Genomic DNA, 20,042 nt, shown 5'->3' with positions numbered 1-20,042 from the left:
AAGAATGTAAGAAGGTGAAACGATGAAGAAACTACTTTTTGTCCTCGTATGCATGACGATTTTATGTGCATGTCAAAATGGAAACAGCGAAGCGTACAATCAAAAAGTAGAATCGGGTTTATGGAAAGTAGGGGACGCTAAATTCCATGAAGCGTACGTTGATTTTAACTATGCAGAGCAGCAATCACATTCCGATCAGCAAGCGGCTACGTATAAAAAACAAGTGCATTATATTTTAGAAGCAATAGAAGCTTCTGAAGATGGAGAAAAAAAAGGAAGCGGTTCACTTACTAAAAAAATCGATAGAAGTTAAAAATGGTTCAACTTTAATTGCCGAACGCGCAAGAGAAATGAAAGAACAACTATTAAACGATTAATTCGTTTTGATAAAAGTGTTACGCATAACAAAAGAGCCGTCATGATTTTAAAATCATGACGGCTCTTTTTATTGGACTAAGTTTTTCACTTAGTCTATTTTGAACAAATCTTCCATCCCATATATAGAAACCCTTTGTTCGGTTTAGTAAACTTTATCCCCGTTGAAAATAGAATTTTTTACGACAACGTAATCTACGTTGCGGATTGATTCTAGTTTCGTACCACCAGCATATGAAATAGAAGATTGTAAATCTTGCTCCATTTCAATTAGCGTATCTTTTAATGAACCTTTATGTTCGACAAACATCTTTTTACCTTCGACGTTTTTCTTTTCGCCTTTTTGGAATTCAGATGCAGAGCCGAAATATTCTTTCACTTTTTTTACCGTCTACTTCGATTGTTTCACCAGGTGACTCTTCATGACCTGCAAATAGTGAACCAATCATAACCATTGAAGCACCGAAACGTACAGATTTCGCAATATCCCCATTCGTACGAATTCCGCCGTCTGCGATAATTGGTTTAGTAGCAGCTTTTGAACACCAGCGAAGTGCAGCTAATTGCCAGCCGCCTGTGCCGAAGCCTGTTTTGATTTTCGTAATACAAACTTTACCAGGTCCGATGCCGACTTTCGTTGCATCTGCGCCTGCATTTTCAAGTTCACGTACAGCTTCTGGTGTACCGACGTTTCCGGCGATTACAAAAGTGTTAGGAAGAAGTTTTTTAATATGTTGAATCATAGAGATAACTGCATTTGAATGACCGTGTGCGATATCAATTGTCATAAATTCAGGTGTAAGACCTTCAGCAGCTAGTTGTTCAACAAAAGCATACTCCTCTTGTTTAACACCAACACTAATAGAAGCGATTAGTCCTTTTGATTGCATATCTTTAATGAAAGCGATGCGTTTTTCAGGGTGGAAGCGGTGCATAATATAGAAGTATCCACCTTCAGCTAATTTTGTAGCAATCGTTTCATCGATAATTGTTTGCATATTTGCAGGAACTACAGGCAGACGGAATTTATGGCCACCTAATTGTACAGATGTGTCACATTCTGAGCGACTGTTTACAATACATTTTGCGGGAATTAATTGAATATCTTCATAGTCAAATACGTTATCCATTAAAAACACTCCTAAAAAGCGAATATTATTTTTTATATTTAATAAAATGTTCGTCCTTTGGTAATTTACAACAAAATGGTAGCGTTGTCAAAGCTTTTTACTGAAATTTTTTAAAAAAATTATTTATTAAAGTGTAAAATTACTCTAAACCGTACAAAAAGAATCATTCATCAGAAAATGTTCATTATTTATCTGGAAGTGATTGTACGACGAAATCGATGAAATTTCGCATAGCAGGCGACATATAGCGGTCTTTTGCCCAAATGATTTGTGTATGATGGTGAATCGGTTTGTTTAAAATTGTCAATGGTACGACTGGATAATCAAATAAATTAATGCCAACTGGTAAAATGGCGACACCGAAATTTTTACTCACGAGATCAATAATAGATTTTTCAGCAATGCCTTCAAAAACGACATTCGGTTTGAATCCAGCTTTTTCACAAATATCATCGGTTACTTCGCGTAAAGATGTTTCTTCTTTGAAGACGATAAATTTTTCGAGGGCAATTTCTTCTAGTAAAATCGCTTTTCGTTTACTTAAACTATGATTTTGAGGAACGAGTACCATAAGCTCTTCTTCTAATATAATATGTTTTTCAATTGAATTATTCGTAGAGAAGGGAGAACAAAAACCAACATCGATTTCATTTCGAAGTATTTGTTTCACAATTTTTTGTGTGATGTCTTGGTAAAGTTTAAACGTAATGTTAGGGTACAGTTTATTGAATTCTGAAATGATGGCAGGAATATAATCAGACGTAAGTGGTTGCGTAAATGCGAGTCGAATCGTGCCGTGTGTTGGGCTAATTAAATCTTGAATACGATGTTCCGCCGTTTTAATTTCATTTAAGGCATTCAAGGCATGCTCAAGAAAAATTTCTCCGTATTTATTTAATGTGACGCCTCGACTTTCGCGAGTAAATAACGGACAACCAACTTCTTTTTCTAAGTTTTGTATCGAACGACTAAGTGCTGATTGAGATAAAGATAAACGTTCAGCAGCATGAGAAATATTGCCGACTTTTGCGAGTGTTTCAAAATATATTAGTTGATAAAATTCCATAACACACCTCCATATGAGTATTATGCATAGATTGTATGCATAATACAATTATTCATCATAGCTTGAATAGTACTATAATAAATGAGTCGATGTAGCGCATGCCGCTGCATATTTTTTGGACGAGTATTCATAGTAATTAAATTAAAGGAGATGCATGAGGTGTCTACACAAAAAGAACCTTTATGGACGAAGAACTTCATTAACATTACCGTAATGAGTCTCTTCATCTTTTTAGTATTCTACATTTTATTAACGGCTTTACCACTCTATATTACCGAGAAACTGGGCGTTTCTTCAGATAAAGCAGGATGGTTATTAACGGTATTTTTAATCTTTGCTATTCTCGTTCGTCCCGTTGCTGGAGGTTGGATTAGTAAGTTTTCTCAAAAGAAAATTTTAATTTATTCTACAGCAGCATTTTTCGTTGCTTGTTTGCTTTACTTCGTAGTTGATTCATTTACAGTATTACTTGTAATTCGTGCGATTCACGGGATTACATTCGGTGTTATTACAACGGTCAAAGGTGCGGTCAGTGCGGAATTAATTCCAATCACTCGTCGTGCGGAAGGGTTAAGTTTTTATTCAATGGCGATGGGTCTTGCGATGGTACTTGGGCCGGTAATCGGTCTTCAATTTGCAAGTGCAGGTTCATATCACGTTATGTTCGCAACATGTGCTATTTTATCAGTCGTCAACATTTTACTCGCATTAGTCATTACAATTCCGAACGATCAGCCAGATCCGAATGCGAAGAAAGTGAAATTCTCTTGGAGCAATATCGTTGATCCACGTACGATTCCATACGGCGCTATGACACTAATTTCAGCGATTGCTTATTCAAGTATTTCAGCGTTCTTATCTTTATTCGCAAAAGGACTAGACTTAGTAACGGCAGCTAGTTACTTCTTTATCGTTTATGCAATTTGTATGTTGATTTGTCGTCCATTCGTCGGTAAAGCAGCAGACCAATACGGTTCAAAATATATCGTATTTATTTGTTTAATTATTTTCGCTATCGGTATGTTCGTCTTACAAATGACGACAACTGGTTGGATGCTTATTTTAGCAGGTGCAATTATCGGAATCGGTTACGGTTCAGTAACACCAATTTATCAAACAGAAGTAATATCTTCTGTACCTCCAGCTCGTGTTGGGGTAGCAAGTTCAGTATTCTTTAACTCAATGGACTTAGGTATGGCGATTGGTGCAGCTGTGATGGGTGCAATTGCAGGTGCAACAGATTATTCAACAATGTATATGACAGCACTCGGCTTCATCGTTTTAGCCCTTATTTTATACATTTTCGTGTCACGTAAAAATCGTCGACATGTAGCGTAGTATGTTCTTACCGATTCGCTGACAGTGGAGCGGTAAGGATCCATTTTCGAATGATGGAAGTACTAGCGAAAAAAGAGCTCTTTTTTTAGAAAGATGACCTAAACCATCTTTTTGAAAAGAGGGCTCTTTTTTATATGTTCATTTTATTTATGGTAAAATAGACAAAATATTCTGTTTAAATAAAGGCGGTTAGTATATGACATTTGAACAACGAAAACAAAAAATCGTTTCGAAAGTCGACCAACTCGCATCGCGCATGGTCGATATTAGTCACCAAATTCACGCGCGTCCAGAAGTAGGGAATGAAGAATTTTTCGCTTCCAGAACGCTTACGGATTTTTTAGAACATGCAGGGTTTCAAATTGATTTTAATATTTCAAATTACGATACAGGTTTTATCGCAACATACGACACAGGTAAGGAAGGTGCGGTCATCGGTTATTTAGCTGAATACGATGCGCTACCGAGTTTAGGACATGCGTGTGGACACAATATGATTGGCACGACATCTTGTGCAGCCGGCATTGCTTTGAAATCTGTAGCTGATGAAGTTGGAGGGAAAGTAAAAGTGTTCGGCACACCAGCAGAAGAAGGAGGGGTGAATGGTAGTGCAAAGGCAGCATTCGTTAAAGATGGCCATTTTAAAGATGTCGATGTCGCATTGATGGTTCATCCAGGTGCAGATAGTTATGATACGATTCCGACGCTTGCTGTCGATGTGTTTGAAGTTGAATACTTCGGGAAGCCTGCACACGCGTCAGAAAATCCTCATGATGGTATTAATGCACTTGATGCGATGTTGCAATTTTACAACGGTGTGAATGCCTACCGTCAACAAATGCTCGATACAGATCGCGTACACGGGGTCATATTAGATGGTGGGCAAGCACCGAATATCATTCCGGCTTATACGAAAGCGCGCTTCTTTACACGAGCGCGTAGTAGACAACATTTAAATGACTTAACGAAACGCATTAAGCAGATTGCAGAAGGCGCTGCGTTGCAAACAGGTGCGACGATGACTTTTTCATTTATTCAAAATGGTGTAGATGACTTTTTCGTTCACGATGAACTAGACCGCGTATTTAGACAACATGCTGAACAATTAGGAGAGAAGTTTAGCGACGGTGATTTCGGTTTCGGCGCGACGGATACAGGGAATGTAAGTCAAGTCATCCCAACAATCCATCCGCACATAAAAATAGGATCTTCTACATTGATTGGTCATACGAAGGAATTTTGTGATGCTGCCGCATCTCCGAAAGCAGATGCCGCGATGGTATTATCTGCAAAAGCATTAGCGTTTACAGGACTTGAAATAATGGAGGATCCTAACTTAAAAGAGCGTATTAAAGAAACTCATCAAGAGATTGTACAACAACAAACTTTTACAGATTGGAGTATTTAATATGATGAAACCAAAGTATACAATTCGAGATATTTATGGCGATGTTGTAGTTACTGTACGACCAGCTCATGAAAATAACCCATGGATGCCGAGTGAAAATAAGCTGAATGCATTATCAGCAAGGGAGTCTTTAATTGCGGACGTTCCTGTTCTCGTACATGCGGCTACACAGTCAGAAAAAGCACGCCAACTTTTCCAATTAGCTGGACTACATTTTCAAGAACAACCTTATGTGTATCGTTCGAAAGAGCAATACGATGAAGTGTTAAAAATGTGGGAAGATAAAGGAAAAAAAGTCGTTTTACAATATATTCACGATAAGAAGACACTAGATCGAGATGCCTATTGGATGGACGCAGATTTATTAAATTATTTGAATAGTAAAGCGTACTTAAGTGAAATTGTACCGAAGCAATTCATTCCAAAACGGACGGTTGTTGAAAGCAACTATTTGCAAAAAGAACTGAAGAAATGGACGTTGCCTCTCGTTTTAAAACCGGGTGATGATACGCCTACTGCGGGGGGGTATGGGGTGCAAATTTGTCATACTGATGAACAACTTGAAAAAGCGAAAAAGCTCTTCATGCAAGAAGGGTCAAAGTCAGTCATCATTGAAAAATACGTTGAAGAACTTGAAAATTATTCATGCCAATATGCGTATAGCGAAAAAATCGGTTTGCAATATTTAGGGACGTCTGTACAAATTACCAATGACGAAGGTTTATATGCCGGAAATGTAATCGTCTCTGATGTACCCGAACAAGTCATTGAAGCGGGTAGACAGATTATGCAAGTCGGTATTGATAAAGGGTATGTTGGCGTAGCTGGATTTGATTTACTTTGGACTGCTGACGGACAAGTTCAAGCGATTGATTTGAATTTCCGTTTAAATGGTTCCACTTCGATGCTCTTGTATTATGATTCATTCGAGCGACCTGTTGCGAAGTTTTTCACATACGATGCAGCCTCGGTTGATGACAATGAAGCTTTTTACAATATGTTAGCGGATTACGTAGCACAGGGTGTGCTATTGCCCTTGAGTTATTATGACGGCGACTTATTAGAAGAAAAAGAACCCTCTACATTTGTTTGCATTTGGTATGCACAAAAATTAGAAGAAATTGAACGTTATGAAAAAAGCTCTTTTAAATACAGGGGTTGTCGTAGCACAATAATGGGAAAAGGTTATGTATATACATAGCCTTTTTTTATATTAAAATGATGGTATTTTTGTACAACTATTGTAATAGAAGGCTTATTTCAGAACGAAACATGATATGATGAACATACAGAAACAACGATGAGAGGAATAAGCATAATGATAGAACTAGAAATGAAAATCAAAGAATACATGCTCGGGCGTCCAGCGATTAAAATTGAAATGGATGAAGACATGGAAATTGGTGAAATCTTAGATGCACGTCGTGACTTCACATATGGACAAGTAGAACTTTCAGATGAAGGAAAGTTAGTAAATGTATTAATCGATATGGAAGAAATTATGGAACATAATGATATTTCATTAGACGAATTTGAACGTTTAGAGTTAAACGACTTAATTGAAATAGCACAAGAGTTTGCGGAAGATTTCTTCACGAGCAAAATTAAATATGTGAATACGAAACAATGGGTAGATGATACGTATTTAATTACGTTTGAACAATTCGATAACACATTGCAACTACCAATTCCCCAATCAGGAGTAAGTGTTGAAATTAATAGCCAAGGATTCGTCAGCTCAGCTATTTTTAACCGTGGTTATTATCAACTAACATATCCAGAAATTGAAATTACAGCGAGCCAAGCGAAAGATATTTTACGTAAAGAAATGCTGCTGGCAGTGGAAGTAGAGCAAGACGTAGAGGAATTAAAAGTCGTTTATGTTCCTAAGATGAAAGAAGTTGTCGTTGGCGTAGACGGTCGTGTGTTTGAAAAACAAACGTTAGAAGAAGACGGTGAAACACTTGCAACCGCTCCTTTTGAAAAAGTGGAAGTTTCGACATCATTACCACAACTGTTAGGCATTACATCTGACATGATTATGGAAGATGAAGAAGGTGTGCAAGTTTGGCATACATTATCAGAAGAAGATTCATCAATTGTACGCATTAATCAACGAAATGAGTACGATACAGTTTATGAATCTGTAACACCATGGAAACATGTACAAGAAGAATTATCTGTCGAACAATTAACAGATCGTGCGAAACAATTTTTAGAATTAACGGTCGGTGACATCCATAAAAAATTCGAGTTGGAAGAACAAATGCCTGAAGAACAACTAACGGAAGAAGAGTTAGCATTTTTTAAAGAATTAGAGGCAAACGGTGAGCTTGATGACGAAGATGACGATGATGAAGAAAATGATTTTGAGCCTTTCCGTACGTTTTCATTCATTCGAAAAGTAGGGGGCATTGTATTAGATGAATACAATGTTCATGTTGACGTGGGCGTGTATACAGGGATCATCCGCGATAGTAATATTTCTCGTTTAGATGAGTCTCTTGAAACGACATTAACAGCTGAAACGACCGTATCACTTCAAGTAGCGAATAGTATGTATGTCGACTTCGGTGACGTTCGTTTAGTACGTGTTATTGAAAGTAATGATGACTTCCCTATTTATACGTTAGCGTATGAAATTTGCTACAACGATGGCAAAACAGAGCTATTGAAAATCGATGCTCAAACAGGTCAAATGGAATTCGAAGAAAATGTAGGTTAGAAAATAAATGACACAGTGCCGTCTTATGAAAATAAGCGGGCTGTGTTTTTTTATGTCGTATTTTATAAGATGGAGACGTAGTGTTAAAGCAAAAAATTAACACTTAATTATTGAAGAGTTAAGGGAGTTTATTAAAAGGTACATATGAAAAAATAACATGTAGCGTAACATCCGGGTGTAGGGAGGGGGACATGTTTTAATTGATTGTTGATGATTACAACGTTTTACAGCTAAAAAGTAAAAGGGATTATGCTATCGTAATTGAGAATGCTAATAAATAATTGGAAAGAAAAAAAGTCTATTTAAATGGTTCTTGACACGTTTCTGATAGTAAAAAAATGATAATTCGATAAAAAAGTCACTTTTCAAAGATATTTATTGAAAAAATACTGTTTTTAATTTTTTCCAAAAATTCAATTGACAATGATTCTCACTGTAAGTAACATTGGGTTTAAATGAAAACGTTTATCAATTAGTTTTGAGAAATATAACTTATAAAATGTTGCGGGAGGATTAGAACATGAATAAATATTTAAAACTTTCTGCCGTGGCATGTTTTTCAATCGCACTGGCAGCTTGCGGAGGACAGTTATCAGACTCATCAACAAAAGCAGGAGATGCGATCATATCGGTAACTGACCGAGCTGGAAATAAAGTAGAGCTAACGAAAGTACCAGAATCTGTTGCGGCATTAAGCCCTGGAGATGTTGATACGTTATTAGCGTTAGATGCGAATGTCGTAGGTCGTCCAACGATGACGGGTACGGTTCCAGAAGAAGTGAAGAAAATCGCTGAAATTGGAAATCCTCACACACCTTCCCTTGAAAAAATAGTACTGGCACATGCCGATGTTTTCTTCGCACAAGAATCGTTTAAACAATATGCACCGACTGTTGAAAACCAAGGATCTAAAGTCGTTTATACGAAAGCTGATTCTATTGAAGATATTCAAGAAAATGTGACGTTGTTGGGTGATATTTTAGAAAAAGAAAATGAAGCGAAAAAAATAAATGCGGATATTACGGAGCATGTCGATACGTTAGAAAAATCAACTGAACGTGTACGTACATTACTCGTTTACGGAGCACCGGGTACGTTTTTAGCTGCGTTACCGACATCTTTAGTCGGTGATATTTTAGAAAAAGCAGGTGGTGAAAATATCGCCTCTGCTTTCCCGAAAGCCGATAAATATCCGAATTATGCAAGTATAAGTACAGAAAAAATCGTCGAAGCGAACCCGGAAGTCGTTATGCTAATTACGCATAGTGATCCAGATGCAGTGAAAAAAGCATTTGAAAAAGAAATGAACCAGAATGCAGCGTGGAAAAATTTAGACGCTGTTAAAAATGATCGTGTCATTATTTTGAGTGCTGAGTTATTCGGTCAAAATCCAGGAACAAAAGTAACTGCTGCATTAGATGAAATGCAAAAGCAATTGAACGAGGTGCAGTAAAAGATGGTAGTCGTACAACAGAAGGATGAGCAATCTACAACTAAACAAGCGCATCCTTTAGCGAAAAAGAGAGTATGGACGATTATTATTTTGATTGCACTGCTCTTAATCTCTTCAATTTTAAGTTTAATGATTGGACCTGTGAAATTTTCAATGTCTGATATTTGGCACGGGTTAACGTCTGCTGACGATTCACTCGAACGTCGGGTCATTTGGGAACTACGATTCCCTAGATTATTAATTGGTATGCTCGTCGGTGCTTGTTTAGCGATTGCAGGTGCTATTTTACAAGCAATTATGCGAAATCCATTAGCAGACCCTGGAATTATTGGGGTGTCTTCAGGTGCTGGGATTGCCGCGATTACGATTATGATTATTTTTCCAAACTTATTAAATTTATTGCCACTAGCTGCATTTCTCGGTGCATTTGTTACGGCATTGCTTATTTATTTAATCGCATGGAAAGGTGGCGCGACACCTGTAAAAATCGTACTTGTTGGTGTGGCAGTCAATGCGATTGTCGGTGCTGGTACGAATGCGCTGATGCTTCTTTATAGTGACCGTGTACAAGCTGCACTTCCTTGGTTATCAGGAGGAATCGCGGGTGTCGGTTGGTCGCAGTTTAATATGATTGTGTATTATGCGATTGCTGCAATCGTCATTTCGATGTTTTCTGTGAAACATATTCGCGTTTTACGTTTAGGTGATGATGTTGCGAAGCTTTTAGGACATCGTGTAGAACTGATTCGTTTTTGCTTAATCGTACTCAGTGCGTTATTAGCAGGGATTGCTGTAAGTGTGTCGGGCTTAATCGGGTTTGTCGGTTTAGTCGTTCCACATATTTTACGCTTAATTATCGGTACAGATGATCGCTACTTAGTACCGACGTCTGCGATTGGCGGGGCATTGATTGTCGTATTTGCAGATATGATTGCACGTACGGTATTCGATCCAATTGAGTTGCCGGTCGGTATTTTATTAGCCTTTTTAGGCGGACCATTCTTCTTATATTTAATTCAACGAAAGGGCGATGAACGTGCTTAAAACCGAAAACATCCAGTTTGTTCGCAATGCAGCTTTTTCTTTGCAAAATATTAATATCGATATTAAAAAAGGCGAAATTGTGAGCTTGATAGGCCCTAATGGATCTGGGAAATCGACGTTGCTACGAGTCATTGCGAATTTATTGAAGCCAGAAGAAGGTACGATTATGATCGACGGTAAGAACGTGCACGACATGACGAAAAAAGAGTTTCCGAAACGACTCGCGATGTTGCCACAAATGCACGACCATCAATTGGATTTAACAGTCGGTGAATTAGTTGAGTTTGGACGTACACCACATCAGGCGAAATTTAAAAAAATGTCACAAGAAAATCAATCAATCATCGATTGGGCATTAGAAGTAACCGGACTTACACATATGCGTAATCGTCCGCTTCCTTCTTTATCCGGGGGAGAGCGACAACGTGCATGGATTGCGATGGCGGTTGCACAACGTTCAAATGTCCTCTTATTAGATGAACCGACGACGTTTTTAGACATCGCTCATCAAATGGAAGTGCTAGAACTCGTGAAACAATTAAATGAAGAGTTTGGCATTACGGTCATCATGGTGCTTCACGATATTAATCAAGCGGCTACGTATAGCGATCGATTAATCGTTTTGAAAGCTGGAAAAATCCATTATGACGGCATTCCACAATGTGTGCTTTGTACAGAAATGTTCCAAACAGTTTTTAATATCGATGCAGAAGTTCATAACAATCAGGACGGTGTGTACTTTACACCGTTGCGTAGAAAAAGGGGGAATTTATAAATGAAAGATTTCATTCGACCATTTGTGATTGCTGCCCATGGGGACTACGAAATGGTTGAGCATTTATTGAAAATAGAACCTTCACTTGCTTATATCGAATTAGATTGGGGAAGTGGAGAATTTGAAAGTGGTTTAGCAGCAGCTTCCCATACCGGAAGTCGTGACATTGCCCAATTACTTATTCGCTACGGCGCTCCAAAAACATTGTTTTCACAAGCGATGTTAGGAGACTTAAATTATGTAGAGATGGCTTTGGAAAATAATCCGTCTCTTATTCATGCGAAAGGTGCACACGGTATTTCGCTCATTCGACATGCAGAGCGCGGAGGATACGAAGCAGAACCAGTTTTACAATACTTAAATCAGTTACTAGAAAGGGAGAATTTACAATGCCAGTCAAATTAGAAAATTTAATCCGAACGAAAAAGGGGTTCGGAGGAGATGTTGCGAAACGTTTTGCAGAACCAAAAACAGTTTCTTCTTCAAAAGGCTTCATCCGTATGGAAGTTTTATTAAATGAAAAACATAAAGAATACGATGAAGTAAAAATCGTAACAAACTGGGATACGAAAGCTGATTTCAACGCTTGGTTCACTTCAGAAGCTGCAACGAATACACACAAACGTGTCGCAAAAGAAGAAGATTCACCGATGATTGGAAATGAAGTGCACATTTATGAAATTCAATATGAACACTTACCAGTAGTTATCGCTGAGTAGAAAGAAGATGTATCAAAAATGAGGATCACCTCAATCGTTTTAGGATCTCGAAATCAAATTGATTTCGAGATTTTTTAATTGTCGCGGGACGAAAAATGTTTCTTCTATATAGTAGGGGCGTTCAAAAGAGCCTACGGTTATTTTATGTTATGATACAAATTAGATGACTTCGTAAAATAGGAGATTGTAAGATGAAAATGAAAAGTAATTGGCTACATAAAGAATGGGTCTGGGTGATGACGATTGCAATCGTGACGACATTGCTTGGCGAAATTAAATTAATGCCTTTTAGCAATACGGAAAATTTCCGTTTCGCTTTAGGGAGCATCGTTTTTTTATTAATGTTATTCGTTCGACCGTTGAAGTCGATCATTATGACAGGCGTTATTACGGGTAGCGTTACAATTCTTTTTCGAATTGGTCGTTCATTTATAGAAGACGGCTACACATCTGATATTATCATTAACCATTATCCAGCTTTCTTCTATTATATTGTTTATGCGTGTGGCTTTCAGTTATTTCATTTAAGAAGCTACGTAGATAGTCCACTTCGTTTCGGTTTACTAGCAGCATTGTTAGAGTTTATAAGCAATAGTGCAGAGCATTTATTACGCTTCTTTTTGATTCCTAACATAGCGCTTAGTGTAAGTGACTTTCTACTTGTAGCATTCGTTGCGATTTTTAGAAGCTTCTTCGTCGTCGGTATTTACAGTACGGTTATTTTATCGGAGCAACGCAAATATGCGCAGGAACAATTAACGCTAGGATCTGATTTATATGTAGAGGCGCTTTATTTAGAAAAATCGATGAATCATATCGAGCAAATTATGGCGGATAGTTATGAACTATATCGTCGTTTGAAATCAGAAGAACAAAAAGAGTTGAGTAAAAAAGCATTACACATTGCGCAAGAAATTCATGAAGTGAAAAAAGATTCACAACGCATTTTCTCAAGCATCTCGAGTATGACGATGCATAAAAATGGAGAAAATTATTTATTGTCAGATGTCATCAATCTTGTAGAAGTAGCCAATGAAAAGTACGGTGAGATGCTCGGTAAGCAAGTAATGTTTCATGTGGAACAATCATATGATTGTTCTACGAATCAGCACATACCGTTGTTAGCAATCATGAACAATATCGTCGCAAATGGTATTGAGGCGATGGAAAGAAGTGGCACGATTTATTTATCAATTAATCAACGTGAAACATTTATTCAAATTGAAATTCAAGATGACGGTAAAGGAATACCAGAATCAGACTTAGATATTATTTTTGAGCCAGGGTTCACGACAAAATACAATGAGCAAGGTGTAGCAGCAACAGGCATTGGTTTGTCGCACGTACAAGAAGTCGTTCATATGCTAGAAGGTACCATTAATGTAGACGTACAACGTGCTAAAAAAGGAACGACTTTCATCGTAGATATTCCGTTAAAAAATGTTTTGCTGAAAGGGGAAAAGTAAGATGCGCTATTTTATCGTTGATGATGATGCAGCAAGCAGACGCATGTTGAAACAAATCATACTAGAAGGAGATATGGGAATTGTCTTAGGGGAAGCCGATAGTGGGGAGAATGCAATAGAGCCTATTTTATCGAGCGACCCAGACTTCGTATTAATTGATTTATTAATGCCTGAATTAGATGGAATTGAAACGATGGACCAACTACGAATAAAAGGGTTCAAAGGACATTTCATTATGATTTCACAAGTAGTTAATAAAGAGATGGTCGGTGAAGCATACGAGAAAGACGTGGAATTCTTCATTCATAAACCAATTAATCGTGTAGAAGTTCAAAGTATTTTACGTAAGACGAGTGAACGCTTTATATTAAAAAAATCATTAATGACAATTCGTAATTCTATTTTACATTTTGAAGAAGAGGCGAAAGAAGAAGCCCTTTTAACTGTTAAAGATATTGTACTTTCCATTTTGAGCGAGATGGGGATTGTCGGAGAAGTTGGCAGTGACGATATTGTAAGAATGATAACGATGTTATCAGAACGAGAAAATACATCGATGCAAGTACCTTCTTTAAAAGGTTTATATGAAGAACTTGCGAGCCAAACGAAATTTAGTGGTGTAGAAATTGCGAAAGAAGGGAAAGCAATAGAGCAGCGTATGCGTCGTACGATATTAGCGGCGATGCACAATATTGCAACTTTAGGTGCGGTAGACTATACGAATCCTGAATTTGAATACTATGCACCACGTTATTTTGACTTTGGAGAAATCCGAATTATCATGAAAGAAATACAAGAAAGCGGTTCCAATACGAAGAAAGTAAAAGTGAATATTAAAAAATTTATTCAAGTACTTTTTGTGGAATCAATGGATAAATTTAGAAATAAAACATCGAAATAGCATAGGTTTCATCTAAAAATGAGATATATACCATATCTATTATCAATAAAAACTATGAAATCTTAATTTATTTGAAAATTTATTTTAATAAAACTGTCGGATGATGTCGGATTCTCTAGGTCATCTATAGAATAAGGTTATAGTTTTTTATGTAGACATGCAAAATTATAATAGTGCCTTGAAGGGAGTCTTCATAGATGGAAAAGAAAAAGCGTAAAAAAATTGGCTTGGCATGGCAAATCTTAATCGGTTTAGTCTTGGGGGTTATCGTAGGAGCAGTTTTCTACGGTAATGAAAATATTACAAAATATATTTACCCGCTAGGTGTAATTTTCATGAACATGATCAAAATGATCGTTGTTCCGATTATCATTTCAACACTAATTATTGGTGTTGCAGGTCAAGGGGATCTGAAGCAAGTTGGTAAGTTAGGTTTAAAAACATTAATTTATTTTGAAATCATTACAACTATCGCAATTATCCTAGGTATTTTCTTAGCTGACATCACTAAGTTTGGTGAAGGCGTGAATATGAAAGATTTAACGAAGGGCGATATTTCTTCATATGTAAATAGTTCTGAAGAAATGGCGAAAGAAAGCCACGGTATTATGGATACAATTATTAGCATTGTACCGACAAATATCGTTTCTTCAATGGCATCAGGAGATATGCTTCCAATTATTTTCTTCTCCGTATTATTCGGTATCGGTGTTGCAGCAATCGGTGAAAAAGGTAAACCAGTTTTAGCTTTCGCACAAGGTGTTGCAGACGCAATGTTCTGGGTAACAAACACAATTATGAAATTTGCTCCAATCGGGGTTTTCGCATTAATCGCAAATACAGTTGCGACATTCGGTTTATCTTCATTAATTCCATTAGGTAAATTAATGATCCTCGTATACTTCGCGATGATTTTCTTCATCGTTGTCGTATTAGGTATTACAGCGAAAATCGTTGGACTTAGTATTTTCCGTATTGTCCGCATATTGAAAGATGAGTTAATTTTAGCTTACTCAACATCTAGTTCTGAAACCGTATTACCACGTATTATGATCAAAACGGAAAAAGCAGGTGTTCCGAAAGATATCGGTTCATTCGTTATTCCAACTGGTTATTCATTCAACTTAGATGGTTCTACACTTTATCAAGCAATTGCAGCATTATTCATTGCACAAATGTACGATATTGATTTAGCACTATCTCAACAAATTCTTTTAGTCTTAACATTAATGGTTACGTCTAAAGGTATTGCAGGTGTTCCAGGGGTATCATTCGTAGTACTTCTTTCTACACTTGGCGCAGTAGGTATTCCATTAGAAGGTTTAGCATTCATTCTTGGTGTTGACCGTCTATTAGATATGATGCGTACAGTTGTTAACGTATGTGGTAACACATTAGCAGCATTCGTTATGGCTAAATGGGAAGGTCGTCTTGATATGGATAAGTACAACAACTACTTTGAAAATGAAGCGGCTGAATTAGCAGCGAAAGCAGCAGCGAAAGAACATCACTAATTACGTATTTTCATTCGATTGAATCGAATATATAGGAAGTCGTCATGATAGTCATGGCGGCTTCTTTTTTATTGAGCATACTTTTTCACGAAGTGGAGTTGACATGCAGTCGACATAAAAGCGTAGTACAATCAATAGACGATGAAATAAGGTGGGGTTATTATGGAGAAAATATTAATTGTAGAAGATGAATTTGCGATTAGCCAAGTGTTGAAGGCGTATTTAACGAAAGTTCAATTTATGACAGAACAAGCCTATACTGGTTCTGACTTTATGATAAGTATATCGAAAGACAGAAAGGAAGTTACAACATGAATACGAAGCCTAAGAAACGCAACAAAGGCTTGTTTGCAACAATCATTACTATCATTGTATTAGTCGTTGCAGGTGCTATCTATTTCTCTACGAAAGGATCAAGTTACGTAGCGAAAGTAGGAAGCGAAAAAATTACACAATCGGAATTAAATAAAGCGATGGAGACACAATATGGTTCTACCGTATTACAAACATTGATTACGAATACAGTAATTAATCAAGAAGCGATGAAACAAAAAGTGAAAGTAACAGACAAAGAAATTCAAGCAGAAGTAGATACGCAAGCAGAGCAATACGGTGGTACAGATGCACTTGAATCAGCTTTAGCTTCTAGCAATATGACAATGGATGATTTTGAGGATAGCATCAAAACATACATCCAAACGAAAAAACTAATGGAACCAACATTAAACATTACAGATGCGAAGTTAAAAGCATACTTTAAAGAAAATAAAGATACGTACGATACAGCGAAACAAGTGAAAGCAAGCCACATCTTAGTAGAAGATAAAGCGACTGCTACGAAAGTTAAAAACTTTTAGATGATGGCGGCAATTGGGATAAACTCGCTAAAAAATACTCAACAGATACGAGCAACTCTAGCGATGGCGGTAACTTAGGCTATTTTGAAAAAACATCGATGGATGAAGACTTTGCTGAAGCAGCATTCTCTATGAAAAAAGGCGAAGTTAGCGATCCTGTTAAATCTTCATACGGTTACCACATTATTAAAGTAACAGGTGTTAAAGCTGCGAAAGAAGCAACATATGCAAGCGTGAAAGATAAAGTACGTGAAGCGTATGTAACTGAGCAACTAAATAGCAATTATTCAACTTGGTTATCTGAACTTGAAGCAGATTACAAAATTGAAAATAAATTAACAGCGACAGATGATACAACAACATCTACGACAACATCTTCAAATTAATGAAATAACCTGGGCATTTGTCAGCTGATCTATTGTTGCCAGCTTTAGATGGTGCATTTGCCCAGAATATGCAAACCCTCTTGTTTTTCATAACAGTTCAAACAGTTCGTTTGGAACTACGCTATTCGTACAACGTATAAGATTGTCCACTCTTATATATTCTATAGAAATAGCAAAAAACAGTTGCTCATATGAGAAGTATTTTTACTTCTAAGAAGCCATATGATGTTTGCGAGCAGTTGTGTATTTTCATGAAAGATTTACTAAATTTAATGTCCACTAAATTTAGTTCCGCACACTCTTTTAAGAAGTACGCTACTTTTAGTAGAAGCTGTACGTCCACACAGCTAATGCATACAGTAACAAACTTAATGTTGTAAGCTCGTCACTTACAACTATAAGAAACCTATTTTTTTCATAACTGCTTCGGCAGTATAACCCACCAAACTTTATATTTACGCTTGAAGAAAAACCTTTGATGAAATGCCTGCACAGCAATCCATCAAAGGTTTTTTTCGTATGTTTCGTGTATAGTTGCAAAGAAGGGGTGAGGAATCTGAATGGAAAGTTATTATGAGAAGAAATTAGGAATTCAAACGGCGATGACTGAAGAACCTTGCCTGCATTTAGAAGAAAATCATCGTTACGAACCGACGAGTTATAATGTACTCACATTATTAGCAGAACAGCTTACATTGAATGAAACAGAACGGTTTGTTGATTTTGGTAGTGGGAAAGGGCGCGTGCCTATTTTTATGGCAGACCTTTTTCACGTCCCGACAGTCGGTGTAGAATACGACGGTTTATTAGTAGAAGTAGCGAATATGAACCGCCACTTGTATACGAAAAAACATGCGGAAGCAGATATTGTTTTTTACCAATGTTTAGCGCAGCGCTATCAAATTCAAAAAGAAGATACGACATTTTTCTTTTTTAATCCATTTAGTGAATCGATTTTTAAACAAGTGTTAGAAAATATTGACCATACATTAAAGAAATACCCGAGACGTATAACGTGCATCGTGTATTATCCGATGACTTCTTATTTACAATTGTTAGAGATGTTTCACTACGATTGTGTAACGGAAATTTTAATGCCACCGACGTTTATTACGTCACCGAATGATCGATTATATATTTTTCAAAAATAGAAATGTATGAAGTTTCGACGTCAAAAAGACGTTGAAACTTATTTTTTTTGAATAAAATATGACAAAAAAAGAAAGTGATTGAGCACGTATAAATGGATTATTTAATTGATCATATTGTAATAATAAAATATTATTTTGAAAGAAAGTGCAGAGGTGATTTTTTTTAGAGATTTTCATGTACATAATATATAAATTGCAAAATAATAAAGTGCTTCGCAATTGTTTACGAAATCATCGTATAAAATTCTATGAAATCACTTATATTTAGTTGGTCATCTATGACTAAGAATATCAGTGTGAATATTATACTAATCTATTCGGATGACGTAATATTCTCGCTTGTGTATGTTAAAAACTATAATATTCAATTATTATAAATAGTTTAAATTTTTAGAATTTATAGAAAATAATGTTTACTTCTATCATTTTTCTATATAAAATGATGGAAAGAAATGAATTTCTCATAGTTGAAGTCTATCGAAGGAAAAGGGGATGGAAAAATGAATACGAAGCTAAAGAAGTATAGTACGTTAATCGTATCGTCAGCATTATTACTCGGCACGCTAACGGCATGCGGAGCAAAAGATGATAAGTCGTCAAGCAGTGCAGATGACACAATCAAAGTCGGATTGAACTTAGAACTATCAGGTAACGTAGCATCATACGGTTCAGGTATTGCGGCAGGTGCTGAACTAGCAATTAAAGAAATCAATGATGCTGGCGGAATTGATGGTAAAAAAATTGAAACCGTTAAAGTCGATAATAAATCAGATGCGGCAGAAGCCACTTCAGCTGCTTTAAAATTAGCGACACAAGACAAAGTAGTCGCTCAAATCGGTTCGGCTACTTCAGGGAATACGGTAGCGGCTGTACAAGTTGCGGATCAAAATAAAATGCCACTTATTTCACCATCAGGTACTTCAACGACTGTAACGGTTAATGATGATGGTTCTGTAAATGAATATGCATTCCGTACGTGTTTCATTGATCCATTCCAAGGTAAAATTGCAGCGCAATTCGCGACGGATACATTGAAAGCGAAAAATGTGGCAATCTTTGCGGATAGTTCAAGTGATTATGCGAAAGGTTTAGCAAAAGCCTTCAAAGAAGAAATTGAATCAAAAGGTGGTAAAGTCGTAGCGGAAGAATCTTACGTAGCGAAAGATACCGATTTCAAATCAACACTAACGCGCTTAAAATCAAAAAATCCTGATTTCATTTACATTCCGGGTTACTACGAAGAAGTAGGTCTAATTGCGAAGCAAGCTCGTGCAGCGGGCATCGATGCACCATTAATGGGTGGCGATGGATGGGATTCTCCAAAACTTGTTGAATTAGCAGGTAAAGATGCGCTAAATAATACGTACTTTACGAACCACTATTCTTCAGAAGATCCAGATGAAAAAATCCAGAAATTCGTAACAGCATTTAAAGAAGCAAACAAAGATAAAGCACCAGATGCGTTCAATGCGCTAGGTTATGATTCGGTTTATTGGTTAAAAGATGCCATTGAACGTGCAGGATCAACGAAAGGTGAAGATATCCAAAAAGCTTTAGCAGATACGAAAGATTTAAGTTTAGTAACAGGTACTTTCTCTGTTGATGAAAAACACAACACAATCAAATCTGCAACAGTTCTTGAATTCAAAGACGGCAAACAAGTGTTCAATACGAAAGTAGAGCCTTAATCAGAAAGATGACGAAGGGGGACACACTTGTCCTCCTTTTTTATAT

18 protein-coding genes and 2 pseudogenes are annotated in these 20,042 nt (G+C 36.8%); 18 read left to right on the top strand and 2 right to left on the bottom strand.

From position 1 onward, the window contains the following. Window positions 1-22 precede the first annotated feature (22 nt). Window positions 23-313, top strand: a complete 291-nt coding sequence (locus KSHG_RS13840) for a hypothetical protein (RefSeq protein ID WP_010308180.1) — start codon at window positions 23-25, stop codon at window positions 311-313. 207 nt (window positions 314-520) lie between these two features. On the opposite strand, the pseudogene guaC reads toward KSHG_RS13840, so the two are convergent. Together guaC and KSHG_RS13830 are read right to left on the bottom strand one after the other, a co-directional pair. Beyond that, a pseudogene (gene guaC / locus KSHG_RS17090) lies at window positions 521-1,505 on the bottom strand (GMP reductase). 184 nt (window positions 1,506-1,689) lie between these two features. Continuing rightward, entirely contained in the window at window positions 1,690-2,571 is an 882-nt protein-coding gene (locus KSHG_RS13830; RefSeq protein WP_010308171.1) for a LysR family transcriptional regulator, read from the bottom strand. 159 nt (window positions 2,572-2,730) lie between these two features. Here KSHG_RS13830 and KSHG_RS13825 point away from each other — a divergent pair, with 159 nt between their 5' ends. The 17 genes and pseudogenes from KSHG_RS13825 (at window position 2,731) to KSHG_RS13750 (ending at window position 19,996) form a co-directional block, all read left to right on the top strand. Next, window positions 2,731-3,909, top strand: a complete 1,179-nt coding sequence (locus KSHG_RS13825) for an MFS transporter (RefSeq protein WP_010308168.1) — start codon at window positions 2,731-2,733, stop codon at window positions 3,907-3,909. A gap of 196 nt (window positions 3,910-4,105) precedes the next feature. Further along, window positions 4,106-5,317, top strand: coding sequence for a M20 family metallopeptidase (locus KSHG_RS13820; protein ID WP_010308166.1), 1,212 nt, complete (start codon window positions 4,106-4,108; stop codon window positions 5,315-5,317). A gap of 1 nt (window position 5,318) precedes the next feature. After that, on the top strand, window positions 5,319-6,518 hold the full coding sequence (ldmS, locus tag KSHG_RS13815; protein WP_010308163.1) for an L-aspartate--L-methionine ligase LdmS: 1,200 nt from the start codon (window positions 5,319-5,321) through the stop codon (window positions 6,516-6,518). 117 nt (window positions 6,519-6,635) lie between these two features. After that, complete coding sequence (locus tag KSHG_RS13810) at window positions 6,636-8,042, top strand: hypothetical protein (RefSeq protein WP_010308161.1); 1,407 nt, start codon at window positions 6,636-6,638, stop codon at window positions 8,040-8,042. A gap of 520 nt (window positions 8,043-8,562) precedes the next feature. Then, complete coding sequence (locus tag KSHG_RS13805; RefSeq protein WP_010308158.1) at window positions 8,563-9,495, top strand: ABC transporter substrate-binding protein; 933 nt, start codon at window positions 8,563-8,565, stop codon at window positions 9,493-9,495. Window positions 9,496-9,498: 3 nt separating this feature from the next. Then, a complete protein-coding gene (locus KSHG_RS13800; RefSeq protein WP_010308155.1) occupies window positions 9,499-10,539 on the top strand; it encodes a FecCD family ABC transporter permease in 1,041 nt (346 codons plus the stop codon). Next, window positions 10,532-11,314 (top strand): ABC transporter ATP-binding protein, encoded by a 783-nt coding sequence (locus tag KSHG_RS13795; protein WP_010308152.1) that lies wholly within the window; start codon window positions 10,532-10,534, stop codon window positions 11,312-11,314. The genes KSHG_RS13800 and KSHG_RS13795 overlap by 8 nt, the downstream gene beginning before the upstream one ends. After that, a complete protein-coding gene (locus tag KSHG_RS13790) occupies window positions 11,315-11,719 on the top strand; it encodes a hypothetical protein (protein ID WP_010308149.1) in 405 nt (134 codons plus the stop codon). It abuts the gene before it with no gap. After that, window positions 11,704-12,033 carry an antibiotic biosynthesis monooxygenase gene (locus KSHG_RS13785; protein ID WP_010308146.1) on the top strand — a complete coding sequence of 110 codons (330 nt, stop codon included), beginning with the start codon at window positions 11,704-11,706 and terminating at the stop codon, window positions 12,031-12,033. The genes KSHG_RS13790 and KSHG_RS13785 overlap by 16 nt, the downstream gene beginning before the upstream one ends. A 191-nt stretch (window positions 12,034-12,224) precedes the next feature. Further along, window positions 12,225-13,499 carry a sensor histidine kinase gene (locus KSHG_RS13780; protein ID WP_010308143.1) on the top strand — a complete coding sequence of 425 codons (1,275 nt, stop codon included), beginning with the start codon at window positions 12,225-12,227 and terminating at the stop codon, window positions 13,497-13,499. 1 nt (window position 13,500) lies between these two features. Continuing rightward, window positions 13,501-14,400, top strand: coding sequence for a response regulator (locus KSHG_RS13775; protein ID WP_010308141.1), 900 nt, complete (start codon window positions 13,501-13,503; stop codon window positions 14,398-14,400). Between the two features lie 197 nt (window positions 14,401-14,597). Then, window positions 14,598-15,914: a cation:dicarboxylate symporter family transporter gene (locus KSHG_RS13770; protein ID WP_010308139.1), complete on the top strand. Its 1,317-nt coding sequence runs from the start codon at window positions 14,598-14,600 to the stop codon at window positions 15,912-15,914. A gap of 162 nt (window positions 15,915-16,076) precedes the next feature. Further along, window positions 16,077-16,229, top strand: a complete 153-nt coding sequence (locus KSHG_RS18430; protein WP_010308137.1) for a hypothetical protein — start codon at window positions 16,077-16,079, stop codon at window positions 16,227-16,229. Further along, window positions 16,226-16,771: a SurA N-terminal domain-containing protein gene (locus KSHG_RS18865; protein WP_235728385.1), complete on the top strand. Its 546-nt coding sequence runs from the start codon at window positions 16,226-16,228 to the stop codon at window positions 16,769-16,771. Before KSHG_RS18430 ends, KSHG_RS18865 begins: the two co-directional genes overlap by 4 nt. Before the next feature lie 56 nt (window positions 16,772-16,827). Further along, window positions 16,828-17,157: pseudogene (locus KSHG_RS18860) on the top strand (peptidylprolyl isomerase); the annotation flags it as partial. Between the two features lie 560 nt (window positions 17,158-17,717). After that, window positions 17,718-18,308, top strand: a complete 591-nt coding sequence (locus KSHG_RS13755; RefSeq protein ID WP_010308135.1) for an SAM-dependent methyltransferase — start codon at window positions 17,718-17,720, stop codon at window positions 18,306-18,308. A 500-nt stretch (window positions 18,309-18,808) separates the two neighbouring features. Next, a complete protein-coding gene (locus KSHG_RS13750) occupies window positions 18,809-19,996 on the top strand; it encodes an ABC transporter substrate-binding protein (RefSeq protein WP_010308133.1) in 1,188 nt (395 codons plus the stop codon). Window positions 19,997-20,042 lie beyond the last annotated feature (46 nt).

This window comes from Kurthia senegalensis (genome assembly GCF_000285595.1).
GTDB classification, from domain to species: Bacteria; Bacillota; Bacilli; order Bacillales_A; family Planococcaceae; genus Kurthia; species Kurthia senegalensis.
This window is presented reverse-complemented; position numbering and strand designations above follow the sequence as displayed.